Source organism: Mycolicibacterium parafortuitum, assembly GCF_002086815.1.
GTDB classification, from domain to species: Bacteria; Actinomycetota; Actinomycetes; order Mycobacteriales; family Mycobacteriaceae; genus Mycobacterium; species Mycobacterium parafortuitum.
The window spans coordinates 43,083-62,550 of sequence record NZ_MVID01000026.1; the positions used below are offsets into that span (position 1 = coordinate 43,083).

The 19,468-nt window shown below is 68.8% G+C and carries 19 protein-coding genes and 1 riboswitch; of the genes, 10 read left to right on the forward strand and 9 right to left on the reverse strand.

From position 1 onward, the window contains the following. Positions 1–191 precede the first annotated feature (191 nt). Positions 192–491, forward strand: a complete 300-nt coding sequence (locus BST38_RS22920; RefSeq protein WP_083145789.1) for a hypothetical protein — start codon at positions 192–194, stop codon at positions 489–491. A gap of 96 nt (positions 492–587) precedes the next feature. On the opposite strand, the gene BST38_RS22925 is transcribed toward BST38_RS22920, so the two are convergent. Next, on the reverse strand, positions 588–1,424 hold the full coding sequence (locus BST38_RS22925) for a helix-turn-helix transcriptional regulator (protein WP_083145790.1): 837 nt from the start codon (positions 1,422–1,424) through the stop codon (positions 588–590). Between the two features lie 60 nt (positions 1,425–1,484). Here BST38_RS22925 and BST38_RS22930 point away from each other — a divergent pair, with 60 nt between their 5' ends. Then, the gene (locus BST38_RS22930) at positions 1,485–3,179 is read left to right on the forward strand and encodes an AMP-binding protein (protein ID WP_083145791.1); all 1,695 of its coding nucleotides are present in this window, start codon (positions 1,485–1,487) and stop codon (positions 3,177–3,179) included. A 13-nt stretch (positions 3,180–3,192) separates the two neighbouring features. Beyond that, positions 3,193–4,806, forward strand: a complete 1,614-nt coding sequence (locus tag BST38_RS22935) for an AMP-binding protein (protein ID WP_083145792.1) — start codon at positions 3,193–3,195, stop codon at positions 4,804–4,806. Positions 4,807–4,859: 53 nt separating this feature from the next. Here BST38_RS22935 and BST38_RS29445 read toward each other — a convergent pair whose 3' ends face one another. Next, a complete protein-coding gene (locus BST38_RS29445) occupies positions 4,860–5,030 on the reverse strand; it encodes a hypothetical protein (protein ID WP_165761630.1) in 171 nt (56 codons plus the stop codon). 97 nt (positions 5,031–5,127) lie between these two features. Beyond that, positions 5,128–6,318 carry a metallophosphoesterase gene (locus BST38_RS22940; RefSeq protein WP_083145793.1) on the reverse strand — a complete coding sequence of 397 codons (1,191 nt, stop codon included), beginning with the start codon at positions 6,316–6,318 and terminating at the stop codon, positions 5,128–5,130. A 127-nt stretch (positions 6,319–6,445) separates the two neighbouring features. On the opposite strand from BST38_RS22940, the gene BST38_RS22945 reads away from it, so the two are divergent. Further along, on the forward strand, positions 6,446–7,663 hold the full coding sequence (locus BST38_RS22945; protein WP_083145794.1) for a D-alanyl-D-alanine carboxypeptidase family protein: 1,218 nt from the start codon (positions 6,446–6,448) through the stop codon (positions 7,661–7,663). On the opposite strand, the gene yhjD is transcribed toward BST38_RS22945, so the two are convergent. Then, entirely contained in the window at positions 7,660–8,700 is a 1,041-nt protein-coding gene (gene yhjD / locus BST38_RS22950; protein WP_083145795.1) for an inner membrane protein YhjD, read from the reverse strand. The two genes, BST38_RS22945 and yhjD, sit on opposite strands and share 4 nt — an antisense overlap. 45 nt (positions 8,701–8,745) lie before the next feature. Then, entirely contained in the window at positions 8,746–9,759 is a 1,014-nt protein-coding gene (trpS, locus tag BST38_RS22955) for a tryptophan--tRNA ligase (protein WP_083145844.1), read from the reverse strand. 136 nt (positions 9,760–9,895) lie between these two features. On the opposite strand from trpS, the gene BST38_RS22960 reads away from it, so the two are divergent. Next, the gene (locus BST38_RS22960) at positions 9,896–10,894 is read left to right on the forward strand and encodes an esterase/lipase family protein (RefSeq protein WP_083145845.1); all 999 of its coding nucleotides are present in this window, start codon (positions 9,896–9,898) and stop codon (positions 10,892–10,894) included. Here BST38_RS22960 and BST38_RS22965 read toward each other — a convergent pair. Next, positions 10,891–11,715, reverse strand: coding sequence for an exodeoxyribonuclease III (locus BST38_RS22965; RefSeq protein ID WP_083145796.1), 825 nt, complete (start codon positions 11,713–11,715; stop codon positions 10,891–10,893). The two genes, BST38_RS22960 and BST38_RS22965, sit on opposite strands and share 4 nt — an antisense overlap. A gap of 72 nt (positions 11,716–11,787) precedes the next feature. Here BST38_RS22965 and BST38_RS22970 point away from each other — a divergent pair, with 72 nt between their 5' ends. From BST38_RS22970 to BST38_RS22985, 4 genes are all read left to right on the forward strand, one after another. Continuing rightward, positions 11,788–12,627 (forward strand): epoxide hydrolase EphH, encoded by an 840-nt coding sequence (locus BST38_RS22970; protein WP_083145797.1) that lies wholly within the window; start codon positions 11,788–11,790, stop codon positions 12,625–12,627. A gap of 15 nt (positions 12,628–12,642) precedes the next feature. After that, positions 12,643–12,762, forward strand: a riboswitch (SAM riboswitch). A 40-nt stretch (positions 12,763–12,802) separates the two neighbouring features. Next, positions 12,803–14,140 carry a bifunctional o-acetylhomoserine/o-acetylserine sulfhydrylase gene (locus BST38_RS22975; protein ID WP_083145798.1) on the forward strand — a complete coding sequence of 446 codons (1,338 nt, stop codon included), beginning with the start codon at positions 12,803–12,805 and terminating at the stop codon, positions 14,138–14,140. Positions 14,141–14,151: 11 nt separating this feature from the next. Further along, the gene (metX, locus tag BST38_RS22980; RefSeq protein WP_083145799.1) at positions 14,152–15,282 is read left to right on the forward strand and encodes a homoserine O-acetyltransferase MetX; all 1,131 of its coding nucleotides are present in this window, start codon (positions 14,152–14,154) and stop codon (positions 15,280–15,282) included. 8 nt (positions 15,283–15,290) lie between these two features. Beyond that, positions 15,291–16,022, forward strand: coding sequence for a class I SAM-dependent methyltransferase (locus BST38_RS22985; RefSeq protein ID WP_083145846.1), 732 nt, complete (start codon positions 15,291–15,293; stop codon positions 16,020–16,022). Positions 16,023–16,285: 263 nt separating this feature from the next. Here BST38_RS22985 and BST38_RS22990 read toward each other — a convergent pair whose 3' ends face one another. Together BST38_RS22990 and BST38_RS22995 are read right to left on the reverse strand one after the other, a co-directional pair. Beyond that, positions 16,286–16,573 carry a DUF3017 domain-containing protein gene (locus tag BST38_RS22990; RefSeq protein ID WP_083145800.1) on the reverse strand — a complete coding sequence of 96 codons (288 nt, stop codon included), beginning with the start codon at positions 16,571–16,573 and terminating at the stop codon, positions 16,286–16,288. After that, positions 16,570–17,421, reverse strand: a complete 852-nt coding sequence (locus BST38_RS22995; protein ID WP_181792007.1) for a bifunctional methylenetetrahydrofolate dehydrogenase/methenyltetrahydrofolate cyclohydrolase — start codon at positions 17,419–17,421, stop codon at positions 16,570–16,572. Before BST38_RS22995 ends, BST38_RS22990 begins: the two co-directional genes overlap by 4 nt. Positions 17,422–17,460: 39 nt before the next feature. On the opposite strand from BST38_RS22995, the gene BST38_RS23000 reads away from it, so the two are divergent. Beyond that, positions 17,461–18,666: an NADH:flavin oxidoreductase gene (locus BST38_RS23000; protein ID WP_083145802.1), complete on the forward strand. Its 1,206-nt coding sequence runs from the start codon at positions 17,461–17,463 to the stop codon at positions 18,664–18,666. Here BST38_RS23000 and BST38_RS23005 read toward each other — a convergent pair. Then, positions 18,650–19,213, reverse strand: coding sequence for a TetR/AcrR family transcriptional regulator (locus BST38_RS23005; RefSeq protein WP_083145803.1), 564 nt, complete (start codon positions 19,211–19,213; stop codon positions 18,650–18,652). The genes BST38_RS23000 and BST38_RS23005 overlap by 17 nt on opposite strands. Positions 19,214–19,468: the final 255 nt, after the last annotated feature.

The window sequence follows — 19,468 nt, forward strand, 5'->3', positions numbered from 1 at the left end:
CCCGTTCGCCGAGATTGCGTCCGCGCAGCGGAATGTCGAGAGAAGCCCTGCTGGAATGCAATTTCGGCGAGTGGCCGGGGGTTAACCCCCGGAGCGATTTCTGCCATCCGGCGATCAATTTCTGCCACGCGAAATCAATCTGCCGTGTGAAGGGTTTAACCCAGCAGGATCGCAACAGGGAAGAGCCGAAAATGAAGAACATCACCATCGCCACCACCGCCGCCGCGGCTTTCGCCGCCGGACTGTTCGGACTCGCCGCACCCGCCGCCGCAGCCCCCACCGGCGGCGACGCCCAGGACACCATCGCCGCGCTGGAAGCCGAAGGCCACCGGGTCATCGTGCACCGGCTGTCGGATACGCCGCTGTCCCAGGCGACGGTCGTGGGTGTGAACCCCGGCGCCGACATCCGCTCGACGGTGCAGGACTACGCCAACAACCGCACGTATCAGAACACGGTCACGGGCAAGATCTACTACGTCAACGTCCGCTAAGCGGTAACCCCGAAGACGTCCGCTTCCCCCGGCGGACCGTGTGGAACCCGAAGGGGCACCTCCTATCCCCCCGCTGGAGGTGCCCCTTCGCCATGTTCAGGGGATGAGACGCAGCCGGCGCGCCTTCGACACCGACTCGTAGCGGGTGTGGGTGCCCAGTTTGGTTGCCGCACTGCGCAGGTAGCTCTTGACGGTCTCGGTTTTGAGCGAAAGGCGCTGCGCGGCTTCGGTGTTGGTGCAGCCGAGTGCGACCTGGCCCAGTACGTCGAGTTCCCGCGGTGTCAGCACCGGGGTTTCGGCGTCGTCGGTGGCACCGATCAGGGTGTCGGCCAGCGCCCGCAGCCGGTCCTGCAGCTCCGGCGGGGCGGTGACCGCGAGCAACCTCAGCTCTGCGTGCACCTCCCGGATCTGCTCTGCGCCGACCTGCCCCGCGTTGACCTGATGGGCTTCGCGCAGCCGCAGCCGACGATCCACCTCGTCGCGGATGCGGAACTCCTCGCTGAGCCGGCGCGCCGATTCGACCACCAGATCGGCGGCGCGCCCACCGAACGGCGCGCCGGTGCGGTAGGCGCCGTAGAGCATCGCCCGGGCCCGGCCGTCGACGAGCACCGGCACCGCCAGCACCGACTGGATGCCTTCCGAGAGCACCGGGCCGTCGTAGTCGTGGGTGATCGACGCGGCGTTGCGGTAGTCGGCGACCGCCAGTGGCCGGCCCGCGACCATGCTGGCGCCGCCGAGACCGGAGTTCGACCGCACCGCCAGCCCGCGCAATCCCCCGGTCCTCAGACCGTGGTACTCGCTGATCAGCAGCGTGTCCTCGTGCACCTCGCCGCCGAACAGCACCGGAACGCCGCCGAGGGCCGCCACCCGCCGCAGTTCCGCGCGTAACGCATCCCCGTCGCGGGGTCGCAGCAGCGGCGATACGGCGGACATCGGGCGGTACCCACTTTCGGGGGTAGTGGACGGACGAGTGTGACCTAGATCCTATTAGGCATGGCGAGCAACACCGATCTCCTCGACACCCTCCGCAGCGCCCGCGACCACCTGGTCACCGTCATGGCCGACTACGACAAGGCCGTGGAGACCTTCGAGTGGCCGCGGGTCACCGGCCCGTTCAACTGGGCCACCGACTGGTTCGACGCGATCGCCCGCGGCAACGACGGCGTCGCGCTGTGGATCGTCGAGGAGGACGGCCGCGAACTGAAGGTCACCTTCGACGAGATGGCCCGCCGCTCGGACCAGGTCGCGACCTGGCTGGGCGGCCTCGGCGTCGGCAAGGGCGACCGGGTCATCCTGATGCTCGGCAACCAGGTCGAGCTGTGGGAGTCGATGCTCGCGGTCGCCAAGCTGGGCGCGGTCATCATGCCGACGACCGGCGCGCTGGGCCCGGCGGATCTGGCCGACCGGATCCGCCGCGGCGGGGCCGGGTTCGTGATCGCCAACGCCACCGACGCGCCGAAGTTCGCCGAGGTGGACGGCGACTACGTCCGCATCGCCGTCGGCGCCCCGGTCGACGGCTGGCGTCCCTACAGCGACGCCGACGCCGCCGAGGCCCGCCCCCACGCTCCGCAGACCTGCACCGACGACCCGCTGCTGGTGTACTTCACCTCCGGCACCACCAGCAAGCCCAAGCTCGTCGAGCACTCCCAGATCAGTTATCCCGTCGGCCATCTGACGACGATGGCGTGGATCGGCGTGCGGCCCGGTGACGTGCACCTGGCGATCAGCGCTCCGGGGTGGGCCAAGCATGCCTGGAGCTGCTTCTTCACACCGTGGATCGCCGAGGCGACGATCTTCGTCTACAACTACGCGCGCTTCGACGCGGCCGCGCTGCTCGGGCAGCTGCGCCGGGCCGGGGTCAACACGTTCTGCGCGCCGCCGACGGTGTGGCGCATGCTGATCCAAGCCGACCTCGGGGAGCGGCCCGCCGGGCTGCGTGAAGTGCTCGGTGCGGGCGAACCGCTCAACCCCGAGGTGATCAGCGCGGTGGAACGTGCGTGGGGGCTGACCATCCGCGACGGTTTCGGCCAGACCGAGACAACGCTGCAGATCGGCAATACCCCGGGCCAGCCGGTCAAAGCCGGTTCGATGGGCCGCCCGATGCCCGGGGTGCCGGTGGTGCTGGTGGACCCGCTGACCGGTGAGCTCGCCGACGAGGGCGAGATCTGCCTCGATCTCAGTCGCAAACCGCTGAACCTGATGACCGGTTATCTCGGTGACGACGAACGCAACGCGCAGGTGATGCACGGCGGCTACTACCACACCGGCGACGTCGCGAGCCGCGACGCCGACGGCTACATCACCTACATCGGCCGCACCGACGACGTGTTCAAATCCTCGGACTACAAGGTGTCGCCGTTCGAGCTGGAAAGCGTGCTGATCGAGCATCCCGCGGTGGTCGAGGCCGCGGTGGTCCCCCAGCCCGACGACACCCGGCTGGCCGTTCCGAAGGCCTACGTCGCGCTGGCCGACGGCTGGTCGGCCGACCGGGACACCGCGAAAGCGATCCTGGAGTACGCCCGCGACCACCTCGCCCCGTATCTGAAGGTGCGCCGTGTCGAATTCTTCGACCTGCCCAAGACCATTTCGGGCAAGATCCGTCGTGTCGAGCTCCGTGAGCGCGAGGAATCCGCGCATCGGACCGGCCAGGGCATCGACACCGAATACCGCTACGAGGACCTGGTCTGAGTAAGGAGACACCGTGACCGAGTCCTACGACGCAGGCCCGACCGACATCCCGATCCTCGAGGAGACGATCGGGGCGAACTTCGAGCGCATCGCGCGCACCCACCCCGACCTCGACGCGCTCGTCGACGTCGCCACCGGCAGACGCTGGACCTACGCCGAACTCGACGCCGAGATCGACGCGGTGGCCAAGGGTTTGATCGCCCTCGGGGTCGACCGCGGCGACCGGGTCGGCATCTGGTCACCGAACTGCCCCGAATGGGCGCTCGCGCAGTACGCGACGGCGAAGATCGGGGCGATCCTGGTCAACATCAACCCGGCCTACCGCACCCACGAACTGCGCTACGTGCTGGAGCAGTCCGGCGTCTCGACGCTGATCTCGGCGACGCAGTTCAAAACCTCCGACTACGTCGCGATGGTCGACGAGGTCCGCCCTGACGTCGACACCTTGGCGACGGTGTTGTTCATCGGCACCGAGGACTGGGACACGCTGCGCGCGCGGGGATCCGACGTCGACGACGCCGAGTTGCGGCGCCGCGGTGCCGCGCTGTCCAACGACGACCCGATCAACATCCAGTACACCTCCGGCACAACGGGATTCCCCAAGGGCGCGACGCTGTCGCACCGCAACATCCTCAACAACGGGTTCTTCGTCACCGAACAGATCCGCCTGCGGGCCGGGGACAAGCTGTGCATCCCGGTGCCGTTCTACCACTGCTTCGGCATGGTGATGGGCAACCTCGGGTGCACGACGCACGGCGCGACGATCGTGATCCCGGCACCGGCCTTCGACGCCGGACTGACCCTGGACGCGATCGAGAAGGAAAGGTGCGCGGGGGTTTACGGCGTGCCGACGATGTTCATCGCGATGCAGAACCATCCCGATTTCGCCGATCGGGATCTGTCGTCGCTGCGCACCGGCATCATGGCCGGCGCGGTGTGCCCGGTCGAGGTGATGAAACGCTGCGTCGAGGACATGAACATGGCGGAGGTGTCGATCGCCTACGGGATGACCGAGACGTCCCCGGTGTCATGCCAGACGCTGTTCGACGACGACCTCGAACGCCGCACCTCCTCGATCGGGCGGGTACATCCGCACGTCGAGATCAAGATCGTCGACCCGGAGACCGGGGACGTCGTCGAGCGCGGCACCCCCGGGGAGTTCTGCACCCGGGGCTATTCGGTGATGCTGGGTTACTGGCGCGACGAGGAGAAGACCGCCGAGGCCGTCGACGCGGACGGGTGGATGCACACCGGAGATCTGGCGGTGATGCGCTCGGACGGTTACTGCAACATCGTCGGCCGGATCAAGGATCTGGTGATCCGCGGCGGCGAGAACATCTACCCCCGCGAGATCGAGGAGTTCCTGTACACCCATCCCGACATCGAGGACGCCCAGGTGGTCGGCGTGCCCGATGAGAGGTACGGCGAAGAGCTGTGCGCGTGGTTACGGATGCGGCCGGGTCGGCGCCCGCTGGATGCGGCCGCGGTGCGCGAGTTCGCGACCGGCAAGCTCGCGCACTACAAGATCCCGCGCTACGTGCACATCGTCGACGAATTCCCGATGACGGTGACCGGCAAGATCCGCAAGGTCGAGATGCGCGAGGAGAGCGCCCGGCTGTTCGGGTGAGGACACACAAGAGGGGCGCCCCCACCACCAGGAGCGCCCCCCGTGCCGCGCGGCTACACCACCTGAAGAGGCGGCGTCATCACGCGGGATTGGTAGGACGGGTGCCGGCGCATGGCTTCTTCGAACTCTCGCGAACGGCGGTCCGGCGCATGGAAGGCCGGATGGGTGTCGAGTCGAATAACAACGGCGCCTGTATTCGTCGTCATCATCAACGCCCCTCTCATGAACCGAATGTGTTCTTCAAGAGTCCTGCCCGCGCCTGAGCGTGGAGCTCAGCGCAGTCCGTGAAGTTGCTGAGAAAATGCCCACCCGGAAGCGCGGCTAAACGTCGATCGCCGGTTTCAGCGACAACACACTGATATCGGGCGGCGCACCGATCCGCAGCGGCGGACCCCAGAACCCCGCGCCGCGCGTGACGTACAGCTGGGTGTCCCTGACCTGCGACAATCCCCCGAGCGACGGTTGTGCGAGCTCGACGAGGTAGTGGAACGGCCACATCTGGCCGCCGTGGGTGTGACCCGACAACTGCAGATCCACCCCGCGGTCGGCGGCGTCGGCGACCTGGATCGGCTGATGGGCGAGCAGGACGGTCGCGCTGGTGGGGTCCACCCCGGCGAGTGCGGCGTCGAAGTCGGGTGGATCCGAGCGCGACGCACCCGCGACGTCGTTGACGCCGGCCAGATCGAACGCGGCGCCGCCGCGGGAGATCCGGGTGTTCTCGTTGCGCAGCACGTTCAGCCCGAAGCGGTCCAGTTCACGCAGCCACTCCGCGGTGTCGCCGACGAAGTACTCGTGGTTGCCGGTGACGAAGAAGGAGCCCTCGCGCGACACCAGGTCCTTCAGCGGTTCGGCGGCCGAGCCGAGTTCCTCGACGGTGCCGTCGACCAGATCCCCGACCACGGCGACGAGGTCGGGCTCGGTTTCGTTGATCATCCGCACGATCCGCTCGGTGTGCGCGCGGCCGAGCAGCGGTCCGAGGTGGATGTCGGACACCACCGCGATACGGAACCCGTCGAACGCCGGGTGAAGTCGCGGCATCCGCACCGGAACCCGCAGCACGTCCGGTGCGCCCAGCGCCCGCGCGGCCCCGAAGCCGGTCAACCCGACGGCGGCCGCGCCGGCTGTCACCGCCGCGGTGCGCGCCAGGAACAACCGGCGGTCCGGCGCGGGTGGGTCCACCGGCGGCTCGTCCGCCGGCGGTCCATCTACCGGCGGCTCGTCGGCCGGTATCCGCCTGCGCAGTATCAGCCGCACCGGTTCGAGCACGAGCAGCGCCAGGACCAGGTAGAACAGCAGGCCGAACCACAGGTAGCCGGGCCACGCCACCCAGCGCGATGCGGTGACGTCGGCGACGCGTGGCACCACCAGCGCCGCGATCAGCAGGAGCAACAGCGCGACGAGCAGACCCGATGCCAGCAGGCGGGCCCGGCCCCGGGTGGTGTCCTTGACGGTCCGCTTCCAGACGTACAGATGCATCAGCGCGAGGATCGAACCGAGAACAAGGAAGAACATTCCAGTCCTAACGCCGGGAGGGACCCAGCCTAGCCAGTCCAGCCGAGTCACAGCTGAAACTCTGACCCCAGCTGTCACCGCGTGGCTCCCCGCCCCGACCCGTTCGATCGCTTAATCTGCGCAGATCATGGCGACCATACGCACAGCCCTTCTGCGCGCATCTGCGCTGGTCACATCGTCGATGCTGGTTCTGGCCCCGGTCGCGGCCGCCCAGCCCGACCCCGCCGTGGCCCCCTGCCCGTACCGGGTCACGACGCCACCCGCGGTCGACGCGTCAGAGGTGCCGAAGCCGGGTGACCCGACGCCCGGACCGCTGCCCGTGCCCGCCAAGCCGATGGGCGGCGACGCGTTGTCCGGCTGCGGCGTCATCACCGCGCCCGGCGCCCCGCCGGTCCCCGGGGACGTCTCGGCGGAGGCCTGGCTGGTCGCCGACCTCGACACCGGCGACGTGATCGCCGCCCGCGATCCGCACGGCAGGCACCGGCCCGCGAGCATCATCAAGGTCCTGACCGCGATGCAGGCGATCCGCGACCTGCCGCTGATGAAGACCGTGCCCGGCACCCCCGAGGACGCGGCGCAGGAGGGCACCAAGGTCGGTGTCGGCGAGGGCGGCGTCTACACCGTCAACGACCTGCTGCACGGTCTGATGATGTACTCGGGCAACGACGCGGCCCACGCGCTGGCGATGCAGATGGGCGGCATGGACACCGCCCTGAACAAGATCAACTCACTGGCCGGCAAGCTCGGCGCACGCGACACCCGCGTCGCCACCCCGTCGGGTCTCGACGGCCCGGGAATGAGCACATCGGCCTACGACATCGGGCTGTTCTACCGCTACGCGTGGCAGAACCCGGTGTTCGCCGACATCGTCGCGACCCGATCGACGCAGTTCCCCGGCCGCGACGGCGCCGGATACCCGATCGAGAACGACAACAAGCTGCTGGCCAACTATCCGGGCGCGCTCGGCGGCAAGACGGGCTTCACCGACGACGCCGGGCAGACGTTCGTCGGCGCGGCCGAGCGCGACGGCAGGCGTCTGGTCGCGGTGCTGCTGCGCGGTACGCGGCAGCCGATCGCGCCATGGGAGCAGGCCGCGCGACTGCTCGACTACGGGTTCACCACCGCGCCGGGCACCAAGGTCGGCTCTCTGGTGGAACCGGATCCGTCGCTCGGGGGCACCGTCGAGGACCCCGCGGCCGCGACCCTGTCGAAGAACAATGCGAGCGCGGTGCTGCCCGACGTCGACGCGATGCCGGTACGGGTCGGGGTCGGGGTGATCGGCGCCGTCATCGTGTTCAGCCTGATCATGGGCGCCCGGGCACTGAACCGCAGGCCGGTGCGTTAGCGGCGGCGCCGCGAGAAGCTCAGCGCGCCAAGTGCTCCCGCCGTCGCCGCCGCGACCACCTGCCAGATCTGCAGTCCCGGACGGGCGATCACGCGGTTGTTGATGACCGCCGGTGGCGGAGCGGGGATCTCCTCCTCGCGCATGTTCTCCGGAACCGTCGCCGCCCAGCACGTCGAGAACAGGATGAGCCGAGACGTGATGTACGCGAACACCATCAGGCCGAGCACCGGACCGAACGTGGCCCCCGCCGGCCCGGTCAGCACCGAACGCAGGTAGATCGAACCGACCAGCTTGAACACCTCGAACGCGACCGCCGCGATCAGCCCCGCGCGCACACTGCTGCGGAAGCTGAGCGACTCGCGCGGAAGCCGGGCGATGATCCAGGTGAACAGCAGCCACGACACCAGCACCGACACCGTGATCGACGACAATCGCAGCACCACCGTCAGCACCGGCGAATCGGGAAAACCCATCCAGTTCAACACGTTCTCCAGCACCGAGGAGTTCCCCAGCGCCGACAGCACGAGCGTGACGAGGATCGCGGCGAACGTCGTCACCAGGGCCACCAGATCCGACAGCTTGGTCTTGACGAAGCCGTCGGCCTCCTCGCGGAACAGCCCCCACATCTGGCTCAGCGCCTCACGCAGATTCGCCATCCAGCCCAGCCCGGCCCATGCCGCGGTCGCCAACCCGATGATGCCGACGGCGCCGCGCGACTCGATCGCCGAATCCATCAGGGTGACGAGCTGCTGACCCAGCTCACTGCTGAACGTCGACCTGATCCGGTCCTCCACCTGCTGCAGCAGCTCGGGCTCGTTGGCCAGCACGAAACCGCCCACCGAGAACCCGAGCATCAACAGCGGGAACAGCGCGAAGATCGTGAAGTACGTGATGCCCGCGGCGTAGAAGTCGCCCTTGGCGTCGTTGTAGCGCTGCTGGGCGCGCATCACATGGTCGAACCACGGCATCCGGGCCCGTAACCGGTCCACGAAGCCCGGTTTCTCCTCGGGGTCGGCGGTGGCGGGCTGCGCTGTCATCCGACCCCCTTATGTGGCTGTTCCTATGGAGCTATCGAGACGCAGCTATTGAGACGCTAGGAACCCTAACCGGTCGTATACCCGGCGCAACGTTTTCCCAGACACCTCGCGGGCACGTTCGGCGCCGCGGGCCAGCACCCGCTCCAGTTCCGCCGGATCGGCGAGCAACTCGTCGACCCGGGTCTTGATCGGGGTGACGAACTCGACCACCGCCTCGGCGGTCTCCTTCTTCAGGTCCCCGTAGCCGCGCCCGGCGTACCCGTCGACGAGCGTGGCGATGTCGGTGCCCGTCACCGCCGACTGGATGGTCAGCAGGTTCGACACCCCGGGCTTGGCCTCCCGGTCGAAGCGGATCTCGCGCTCGCTGTCGGTGACCGCCGAGCGAATCTTCTTGGCCGTCTTGGCCGGTTCGTCGAGCAGGCTGATCAGCCCGGCGTCGGATTCGGCGGACTTGCTCATCTTCGCCGTCGGGTCCTGCAGGTCGAAGATCTTCGCGGTGGCCTTCGGGATCATCGCCTCCGGGATCACGAAGGTGTCCGGGAACCGGGCGTTGATGCGCTGCGCGACGTCGCGCGCGAGCTCGAGGTGCTGCCGCTGGTCCTCCCCGACCGGCACCAGTTCGGTGTCGTAGAGCAGTACGTCGGCGGCCATCAGCACCGGGTAGGTGAACAACCCGACCGTCGTCGAGTCCGCACCCTGCTTCTGCGATTTGTCCTTGAACTGCGTCATCCGCGACGCCTGCCCGAATCCGGTGAAACACCCCAGCACCCATGCCAACTCGGAGTGGCTCGGCACATGGCTCTGCACGAACACCGTCGCCCGGTCCGGATCGATCCCCAGCGCCAGGTACTGCGCGGCGGTGACGAGCGTGCGCTTACGCAACGTGGCGGGATCCTGCGGGACCGTGATCGCGTGCAGATCGACGACGCAGAAGTAGGCGTCGTAACCGTCCTGCAGGCTCACCCACTGGCTGACCGCTCCCAGGGCGTTGCCCAGGTGCAGCGAGTCGGAGGTGGGTTGCGCGCCCGAGAAGACGACGGGCCTGGCTGAGTTGCTCATGGTGACACCCATCTTCTCAAAGCCTCAATCCCGGGTGTTCGCGTGCCGCCCGGCTACCATTCCGGCGAGTCATTGATCTTGATCAGGGGGTCCCGTGCGCTACTCGCCCGTCGGTGCCATCGTCCTCGCCGGCGCGATGCTGGCGTCCATGGTCGGCGCCGGAACCGCCCACAGTGCACCGCAACCCGCGGGCCGCGCGGTGGTCGTCGTGTCCGGAGGCAATGCGACCAGCCCGTTCACCACCCCGGAGCAGTCGTGCGCGTCGGGGCTGGCCGCCGGTAACACCGACACCGCGCTGCGCCGGGATCTGCTCGACCACGGCTACCGGGTCTTCACCTCCCCGGCGATGGCCGGCCGCGGCCCCGTCGTGGACCAGGACGGCTTCGGCGCGTTCGGCGACTGCCCGGTCACATTGCCGGAGAACATGACCGTGAACTCGACCGGCAGCATCGACACCGCCGGTGAGCACCTCGCCCGATTCCTCACCTATCTGCGCGACACCCACGGCGTCACCGACATCGACGTAGTCGGCCACTCGATGGGCGGGCTCTACTCCCGGGCGGCGTTCCGCGTGCTGCAGAGCCTGGGCTCGCCGCTGCGGATCCGGTCGCTGACGACGGTCGGCACCCCCTGGCAGGGCTCCTACCTGTCCGATTACGCCAACGGCATCACCCCGAAGTCGGACTGCCTCGGCGACCGGTTCTGCGAGGTCGCGATGGACGGGATGAAGGCCGAAGTGACCCGGCTGATGTCCGGCTCGGGGCGCGAGGTCAACCAGGCCTACCTGATGGGACCCGACGGCTGGAACGAATACCAGGCCGGCGTGCTGGACGGGATCCCGGTGACCCTGATCGCCGGTGACCGGTTCAGCGCACCCGCGGCCGGGGCGAACCCGACCGTGTGGCCCAACGACGGCATCGTCGCCGCGACCAGCGCGCTGGCGGTCGACGTCAGCGACCGGGTGCTGCCGCACCGGCAGTGCTTCACATTCGCCGACACCCACAGCATCTACGTCTCCAACGAGGCCGGACTGCCCTGGGAGACCGGCCTGACCTGGGATCCGCGCGTGCACGACGTGGTCCGCGGCGCGATCGACGGCGCCGCCGATGGCGCCCCGAACCGGCAGGGCTGCTAGCCGTAGCAGACCGTGACCGGGCAGTGGTCCGACCAGCGCAACGCGTAGGCGGCGGGGCGCTCGGTGAATACCGACGAGGCACGGGCGGCCAGGCCGGGTGTGGCCAGGTGGTAGTCGATGCGCCAGCCGGCGTCGTTGTCGAACGCCTTGCCGCGCCAGGACCACCACGCGTACGGACCCGCCTGGTCGGGATGGGCGCGGCGCACCACGTCCACCCAGCCGGTGCCCAGCAGCTCGGTCAGCCACTGCCGTTCCTGCGGCAGGAACCCGGCCTTCTTGACGTTGCCCTTCCAGTTCTTGATGTCGTTCTCGGTGTGGGCGATGTTCCAGTCGCCGCACAGCACCGCCTCGACACCGTCGGTGGACGCGCGGCCCAGCAGCGTCGCCATCCGGTTCGAGACCGCGACCATGAACCGTTCCTTCTCCAGCTGGCGTTCGGTCTCGGCCTCGCCGGTCGGGAAGTAGACGCTGGCCACCGTGATCCCGGCGGTGTCGACCTCGACGTAGCGGCCGTGGGTGGCGAACTCGTCTGCCCCGCAACCGATCCGGACGTCCTCGAGCGGGAATCGGGACAGCACCGCGACCCCGTTGCGGCCCTTCATCGACGGCTCGGCCGACGCCAGCTGCCAGCCGTCGGCGAGCACGGGCGCCAGCGCGTCACGCAACTGCTCGTCGTCGGCGCGGGTCTCCTGCAGGCACACCACATCCGCGGCGGTCTCCTTGAACCACGGCAGCATCCCGAGGTTCTCCGGGGAGCGCTGCTTGACCGCGGCGCGGATGCCGTTGACGTTGATGGTGCTAACCGTTACGGGACGCGTCACGTCCGCAGACCCTAACGGAGCCGGGTGACTCGTTCCTTGCGGTACCGGCGGTATCGCCTTATCGTCGGCGGGATGGCACCACGAGAGCCGATCCACGCCGGTTCCGGCGAACCCGTCCTTTTGCTGCACCCGTTCCTGTGCTCACAGAACGTGTGGCGTTCGGTGGCCGCCCAGCTGGCCGGCACCGGCCGCTTCGAGGTGTACGCGCCCACGATGCTCGGCCACCATGGCGGGCCCAAGTCCCCGACCTGGATGCTGCACACCCAGATGCTCGTCGACGACATCGAGCAGCGCATGGACCAGCTGGGATGGGAGACCGCGCACATCGTCGGCAACTCGCTCGGCGGGTGGGTCGCCTTCGAGCTGGAACGCCGCGGACGGGCCCGCACCCTGACCGCGATCGCGCCGGCCGGAGGGTGGGGCCATCACTCGGTGTCGAAGTACGAGACCGTGCTGAAGTTCGTGATGGGCGGTCCCGCGCTGATCGCCGCACGGTTGCTGGGACCGCGCATCCTGCGTCTACCCGGCGCCCGGCGGCTGGCCACCCTGCCGGTCAGCGGACCGGCCGACGGGCCGACCGACGCCGACCTGGAGCTCCTCGTCGAAGACGCCACCCACTGCAGCGCCTACGTGCAACTGCTGGTCAAGACCCTGCGGCTGCCCGGACTCCTGGAGCTCGCCCGCCTCGGCGCCCCGACCCAGCTCGTGCTCTGCGAGAAGGACCGGGTGTTCCCGACCCCGCGCGGCAACCGCTACTTCCTGACCCACCTGCCGAAAGACACCCGGGTGGTGCGGCTCGACGGGGTCGGCCACATCCCGATGCTGGAGACCCCGGACACCATCAGCGAGTTGATCGCCGGGTTCGTCGACCAGCACGCCTCGAAGCCTGGTGGCAGCGTCGGCGCTGGGTGAGATACAGTTCGTTGCGGTCATGAGTGCCAGCGACAAGCCCCGGCTAGCTGGCCGGCAACCCTCCAACCGCGGTGGGGTGCCCCGGGAGACGACCAGGTTGAGTAGCCGACGACGGCTATAAGGCAAGCGCGGGTCCGCCGTGAAACGGGCCCCAGTTTCATGGAGGAGCACGTCGATGACCGAACCCGACCGCAGTGCCGCATGGGCTTTCGAGACCAAACAGGTGCACGCCGGGCAGACCCCTGACATCGCGACCAACGCTCGGGCCCTGCCCATCTACCAGACCACGAGCTACACGTTCAACAGCACCGACCATGCCGCCGCACTGTTCGGGCTGGCCGAACCCGGCAACATCTACACCCGGATCATGAACCCGACCACAGACGTCGTCGAGCAGCGCATCGCCGCGCTCGAAGGCGGTGTGGCAGCGCTGTTCCTGGCCTCCGGGCAGGCCGCCGAGACGTTCGCGATCCTCAACATCGCCAACAACGGCGATCACATCGTGTCCTCACCGCGGCTCTACGGCGGCACCTACAACCTGTTCCACTACACGCTGCCCAAGCTCGGCATCGAGGTCTCGTTCGTCGAGAACCCCGACGACCTGGACTCGTGGCGCGCCGCGGCCCGGCCGAACACCAAGGCGTTCTTCGCCGAGACGATCTCGAATCCCCAAATCGACATCCTCGACATTCCCGGTGTCGCAGGCGTCGCGCACGAGGTCGGCGTCCCGCTGATCGTCGACAACACCATCGCCACGCCGTATCTGATCCAGCCGCTGAGCCACGGTGCCGACATCGTCGTGCACTCGGCCACCAAGTATCTGGGTGGGCACGGGTCCGCGATCGCCGGCGTGATCGTCGACGGCGGCACCTTCGACTGGACCAACGGCCGCTTCCCCGGCTTCACCGAGCCGGATCCGAGCTACCACGGTGTGGTGTTCGCCGAGTTGGGCCCGCCGGCGTACGCGCTCAAGGCCCGCGTGCAGCTGCTGCGCGACCTCGGTTCGGCCGCAGCACCTTTCAACGCGTTCCTGATCGCCCAAGGCCTGGAGACGCTGAGCCTGCGCATCGAACGCCACGTGCAGAACGCCCAGCGGGTCGCGGAGTTCCTGGAGGCCCATCCGGACGTGGTGTCGGTGAACTACGCAGGCTTGCCGTCGTCTCCGTGGTACGAGCTCGGAAAGAAGCTGGCCCCCAAGGGGACCGGTGCGGTGCTGGCGTTCGAGCTGAGCGGAGGCATCGAAGCGGGCAAAGCGTTCGTCGACGCCCTGAGCCTGCACAGCCACGTCGCCAACATCGGCGACGTGCGCTCGCTGGTGATCCATCCGGCATCGACGACCCATCAGCAGCTCTCCCCGGACGAGCAGCTCGCCACCGGTGTCACCCCGGGCCTGATCCGTCTGGCGGTCGGCATCGAAGGCATCGACGACATCCTCGCCGACCTCGAGCAGGGCTTTGCCGCGGCGAAACCCTTTGCCGCCAAAGCGGACCCGAGCGCCGTTGCGTCGTTCTAGGGATAGCGTTCGTGACCATTGTGGATCTGATTCATAGCGACCGTGTGGCGCTGCCGCCCGAAGGGCAGATCGGCATCGTCGAGATCGGTCGGTTGACCCTCGAAAACGGAGAGGTCATCGAGGACGCGTTCATCGCGGTGCAGCGCTGGGGTGAACTGTCGCCCGAGCGCGACAACGTCGTCGTCGTGCTGCACGCCCTCACCGGCGACTCGCACGTCACCGGGCCTGCCGGACCGGATCACCCGACCCCCGGCTGGTGGGACGGCGTCGCGGGCCCGGGGGCGCCGATCGACACCGACAAGTGGTGCGCGATCTCGACCAACGTGCTCGGCGGCTGCCGCGGATCGATCGGCCCCAGCTCCATCGCGCCGGACGGGAAGCCGTGGGGCTCAAGATTTCCCGCCATCTCGGTACGCGACCAGGTGGCCGCCGACGTCGCCGCGCTGGAACGCCTCGGCATCACCGAGGTGGCCGCGGTGATCGGCGGGTCGATGGGCGGTGCACGGGCACTGGAGTGGGCGGTGACCTACCCGGACAAGGTGCGCGCGGCGCTGGTGCTTGCGGTCGGGGCCCGCGCGACCGCCGACCAGATCGGCACGCAGAGCACCCAGGTGGCCGCGATCAAGGCCGACCCGAACTGGTGCGGCGGCGACTACCACGGCACCGGACGCTCCCCCGGCACCGGACTCGAGATCGCCAGGCGCTTCGCGCATCTGACCTACCGCGGCGAGGCCGAACTCGACGAGCGGTTCAGCAACGACGCCCAGCCCGGCGAGGACCCGGTCACCGGCGGGCGCTACGCGGTGCAGAGCTATCTGGAATACCAGGGCCGAAAGCTGTTGGCGCGCTTCGACGCGGGCACCTACGTCGCGCTCACCGACGCGCTGTCACGCCACGACGTCGGTCGCGGACGCGGGGGTGTCGCGGCCGCATTGCAGGGTTGCCCGGTGCCGACGGTGGTCGGCGGGATCACCTCCGACCGGTTGTATCCGCTGCGCCTGCAGGCCGAGCTCGCCGAGTTGCTGCCCGGCTGCGACGGCCTGGACGTAGTGGACTCGGAGTTCGGCCACGACGGCTTCCTGGTCGAGACCGACGCCGTTGGCAAGCTGATCCGCCGGACGCTGGAGCTGGCAGGCAAGTGAGCGAGGCGGTGAACGGCCAGCCCGACCGGCGCTCACTGTCGTTCGGCGCGGAGGCGGCGGCCTACGAGCGGGGCCGGCCGTCGTACCCGCCGGAGGCGATCAACTGGCTGCTGCCCGACGGCGCCCGCGATGTGCTCGACCTCGGTGCGGGCACCGGCAAGCTGACCACCCGGCTCGTCGAGCGCGGACTCGCCGTCGTCGCGGTCGACCCGATCCCGGAGATGCTGGAGCTCCTGAGCTCATCGCTGCCCGACACCCCGGCGCTGCTGGGCACCGCCGAGGACATCCCGCTGCCCGACAACAGCGTGGACGCGGTGCTGGTGGCCCAGGCCTGGCACTGGTTCGACGAGTCCCGCGCGGTCAAGGAGATCGCCCGGGTGCTGCGGCCCGGCGGCCGGCTCGGCCTGGTGTGGAACAACCGCGACGAAAGATCCGGCTGGGTCAAGGATCTCGGCAACATCATCGGCCACGAGGTCGATCCGTGGAGCCAGTCGGTGCAGCTGCCCGCCCCGTTCGCCGACGTCGAACGCCACCAGGTGGAGTGGACGAGCTACCTGACCCCGCAGGCGCTGATCGACCTGGTCGCGTCGCGCTCCTACTGCATCACCTCACCGGAGCGGGTGCGCACCCGCACGCTGGATCGGGTCCGCGAGCTGCTGGCCACCCACCCGGCGCTGGCCAACAGCAGCGGGCTCGCGCTGCCGTACGTGACGGTGTGCGTGCGGGCCACGCTGGCCTGACAGCGGCAGTTCGTCGCGAAAGTGCGCTCACGGTCGCGAACGCGGGGATTTCACGACCCTGGATGCACTTTCGCGAGCACGCGGGTCAGCCAACGCGAAGAGCCGTGCCCAGTGCGCCGCCGTGAGGTCCTTGGGCAGCCACCAGGCCATCGTGGCCGATCGAGTATCGCGGATCCACTGAATTTCTCGCGAGAGTGCAGTCAGGGTCGCGATCGCACGAATTCCACGACCCTGGAAGCACTTTCGCGAGACGGCAGCGCCGCTCAGCTGGTGCCGAGCGGGTCGATCGTCCACGCGATGTAGAGCATCGCCGCGCTGACCGATGCGGTGGTGACGACGTCGACGGTGCGGGTGCGCACCGCGAGCAGCCCGACCCGGTCGTCGGGCAGGGACAGCCGCAGACCCGCCGCGACGGCCACCCCGATCGCCATGACCAGCGCCCCGCGCCGCCAGTACCCCGCGGCGACCAGTGCGAACGCCGCGAGCAGGAACAGCCCGACCACCAGGATCGGCCACTGCGCGCTGAGCAGCCTGCGCGCGAACGCGCTCATCGGCTCGCTTCGGCCCGCTCGACGACGTTGGTCAGCAGGAACGCCCGGGTCAGCGGCCCGACCCCGCCGGGGTTCGGCGACACATGCCCGGCCACCTCCCACACGCCGGGGTGCACGTCGCCGACGAGCTTGCCCGCCTCGTCACGGCTCACGCCGACGTCGACCACGGCCGCACCGGGTCGCACCATGTCGGCGGTGACCATGTGCGGCACCCCCGCCGCGGCGATGATGATGTCGGCTTCGCGGGTGATCTCCGGCAGATGCCGCGTCGCGGTGTGGCACAGCGTCACCGTCGCGTTCTCGGAGCGGCGGGTCAGCAGCAGCCCGAGCGGACGCCCGACGGTGACACCGCGGCCGATCACGGCGACGTGCGCGCCGGCGATCTCGACCTCGTAGCGGCGCAGCAGGTGCACGATGCCGCGCGGGGTGCACGGCAGCGGCGCGGGCTCGTTGAGCACCAAGCGGCCCAGGTTGGTCGGGTGCAGTCCGTCGGCGTCCTTGCCCGGGTCGATGCGCTCGAGCGCGGCGTTCTCGTTCAGGTGCTTGGGCAGCGGCAGCTGCACGATGTAGCCGGTGCAGTCGGGGTTCGCGTTGAGCTCGTCGATGGTGTCCTCGAGCTGGGCCTGGGTGATGTCGACGGGCAGGTCACGCCGGATCGAGTTGATGCCGACCTTCGCGCAGTCGGCGTGCTTGCCACGGACGTAGGCCTGCGACCCCGGATCGTCGCCGACCAGCACCGTTCCGAGCCCGGGCGTGCGGCCCGCGTCGGTCAGACGCGCGACACGCTCTTTGAGGTCGACGAAGATCTCGTCGCGCGTGGCCTTGCCGTCCAAAGTAATCGCACCCACGCGCATCATTCTGTCAGCAACCGTGGCAAGCTCTGCGACATGACAGTCCCGCATGATGTGTTCAGTCCGGCCAAGCTGGGTCCGCTGACGCTGCGCAACCGCATCATCAAGGCCGCCACGTTCGAAGCCTCGACCCCCAACGCGCTGGTCACCGAGGATCTGATCACCTATCACCGACTGCCCGCCGCGGGCGGAGTGGGCATGACGACGGTCGCCTACTGTGCGGTGGCGCCGGGTGGCCGCACCGACGGCTGGCAGCTGTGGATGCGCCCGGAAGCCGTGCCGGGACTGCGCCGGCTCACCGACGCCGTGCACGCCGAAGGCGCGGCGATCAGCGCGCAGATCGGCCACGCGGGCCCGGTCGCCAACGCCAGGACCAACAAGGCCACGGCGCTGGCGCCGGTGCGGTTCTTCAACCCGCTGTCGATGCGGTTCGCGAAGAAGGCGACCGCGGACGACATCCGCGAGGTGACCGAGGCCCACGCGAACGCGGCGCGGCTGGCCATCGACTCCGGCTTCGATGCGGTCGAGATCCATCTCGGCCACAACTACCTCGCTAGTTCGTTCCTGTCCCCGCTGATCAACCGGCGCACCGACGAGTTCGGCGGGTCGCTGTACAACCGTGCCAAGGTGGCCCGCGGGGCGGTGCTGGCGGTCAAGGAGGCGGTCGGCGACCAGATCGCGGTCACCGCGAAGCTGAACATGTCCGATGGCGTGCGCGGCGGCATCCCGATCGAGGAGTCGCTGCAGACCGCGAAGTGGCTGGAGGAGGACGGCGGCCTCGACGCGATCGAGTTGACGGCAGGCAGCTCACTGCTCAACCCGATGTTCCTGTTCCGCGGCGACGCGCCGATCAAGGAGTTCGCCCGCAACTTCAAGCCCCCGCTGTCGTGGGGCATGCGGATGACCGGCAAGAAGTTCATGCGGGAGTACCCGTACGAAGAGGCCTACCTGATGCGCGACGCGAAGAAGTTCCGCGAGGAGCTGACGCTGCCGATCATCCTGCTCGGCGGTATCACCAACCGCGAGACCATGGACCGCGCGATGGCCGAGGGCTTCGACTTCGTCGCGATGGGACGCGCACTGCTCGCCGAACCCGACCTGCTGAACCGGATCAAGGCCGACAGCAGCGTGAAGTCGATCTGCGACCACTGCAACCTGTGCATGCCGACGATCTACAACCACACCTACTGTGTGCGCACCGGGATGCCGGGAACCCAGAAGCCGGTTAGTTCGGGCTTATGAGTGCCCTGGCGCAGTCGACGACGATGTCGTCGGCGCCGGCCGGGATGGCCTGACGCGCCCGGAAGTGGCGCCGCGCGATCGCCGTGGGCACATCCATGATCGCGGCGGTGACCCGGCCGTTGTCGTCGGACAGGTCGGAGAGCACCTTGCGCAACTTGCGCTGCAAGCGTTTCCGGCGTGCGGCGATGGAGTCGGGCCACTCCCCCATCCCGAGTTCGTGCGGGCCGGCGAGCAGCACGTGCGCTTCGACCGGGTTCTCGCGGCACCATTGCAGGACGCGCAAAGCCCCGTCGACACAGCGTTGCTGCGGGTCGCCGTCGCTGGACAGCGCGTCGAGCACCTTCTCCTGGAATCGTTCCTCGGTGCGCACCCACAGCTCACCGCAGAGCGCCGCGCGCGTCGGGAACCGGTGATAGACCGAGCCGCTGGGCGCACCGGTGTTGCGAGCCACCGCCGACATCGTCACGGCCGCAGGCCCTTCGGCGGCGAGCAGTTCCGCGGCGGTATCAAGCAGGACATCGACGGTGTATCGGGCAGGCCGCGGCATTTCTCCACCATAAAATAGAGAAATTCATCTAAAATGCGTCGCCCCCGCCGACCGGCCGCCGAACACCGTGCCCACCGATGCCAGCGGCACGCGATATCCGGTGCTCTCGCAGTCTTTTTCGACGTCACCACAGGCACACGCGCAACCTGGTCACCGGCACCGGTACAGCATGGGCGTGTCGCACCGTGAAGCACAGCCAGATAACGGCGGCGCAACAGATCGCCTACACCATCAGGCGGCGACGTCACGGAAACC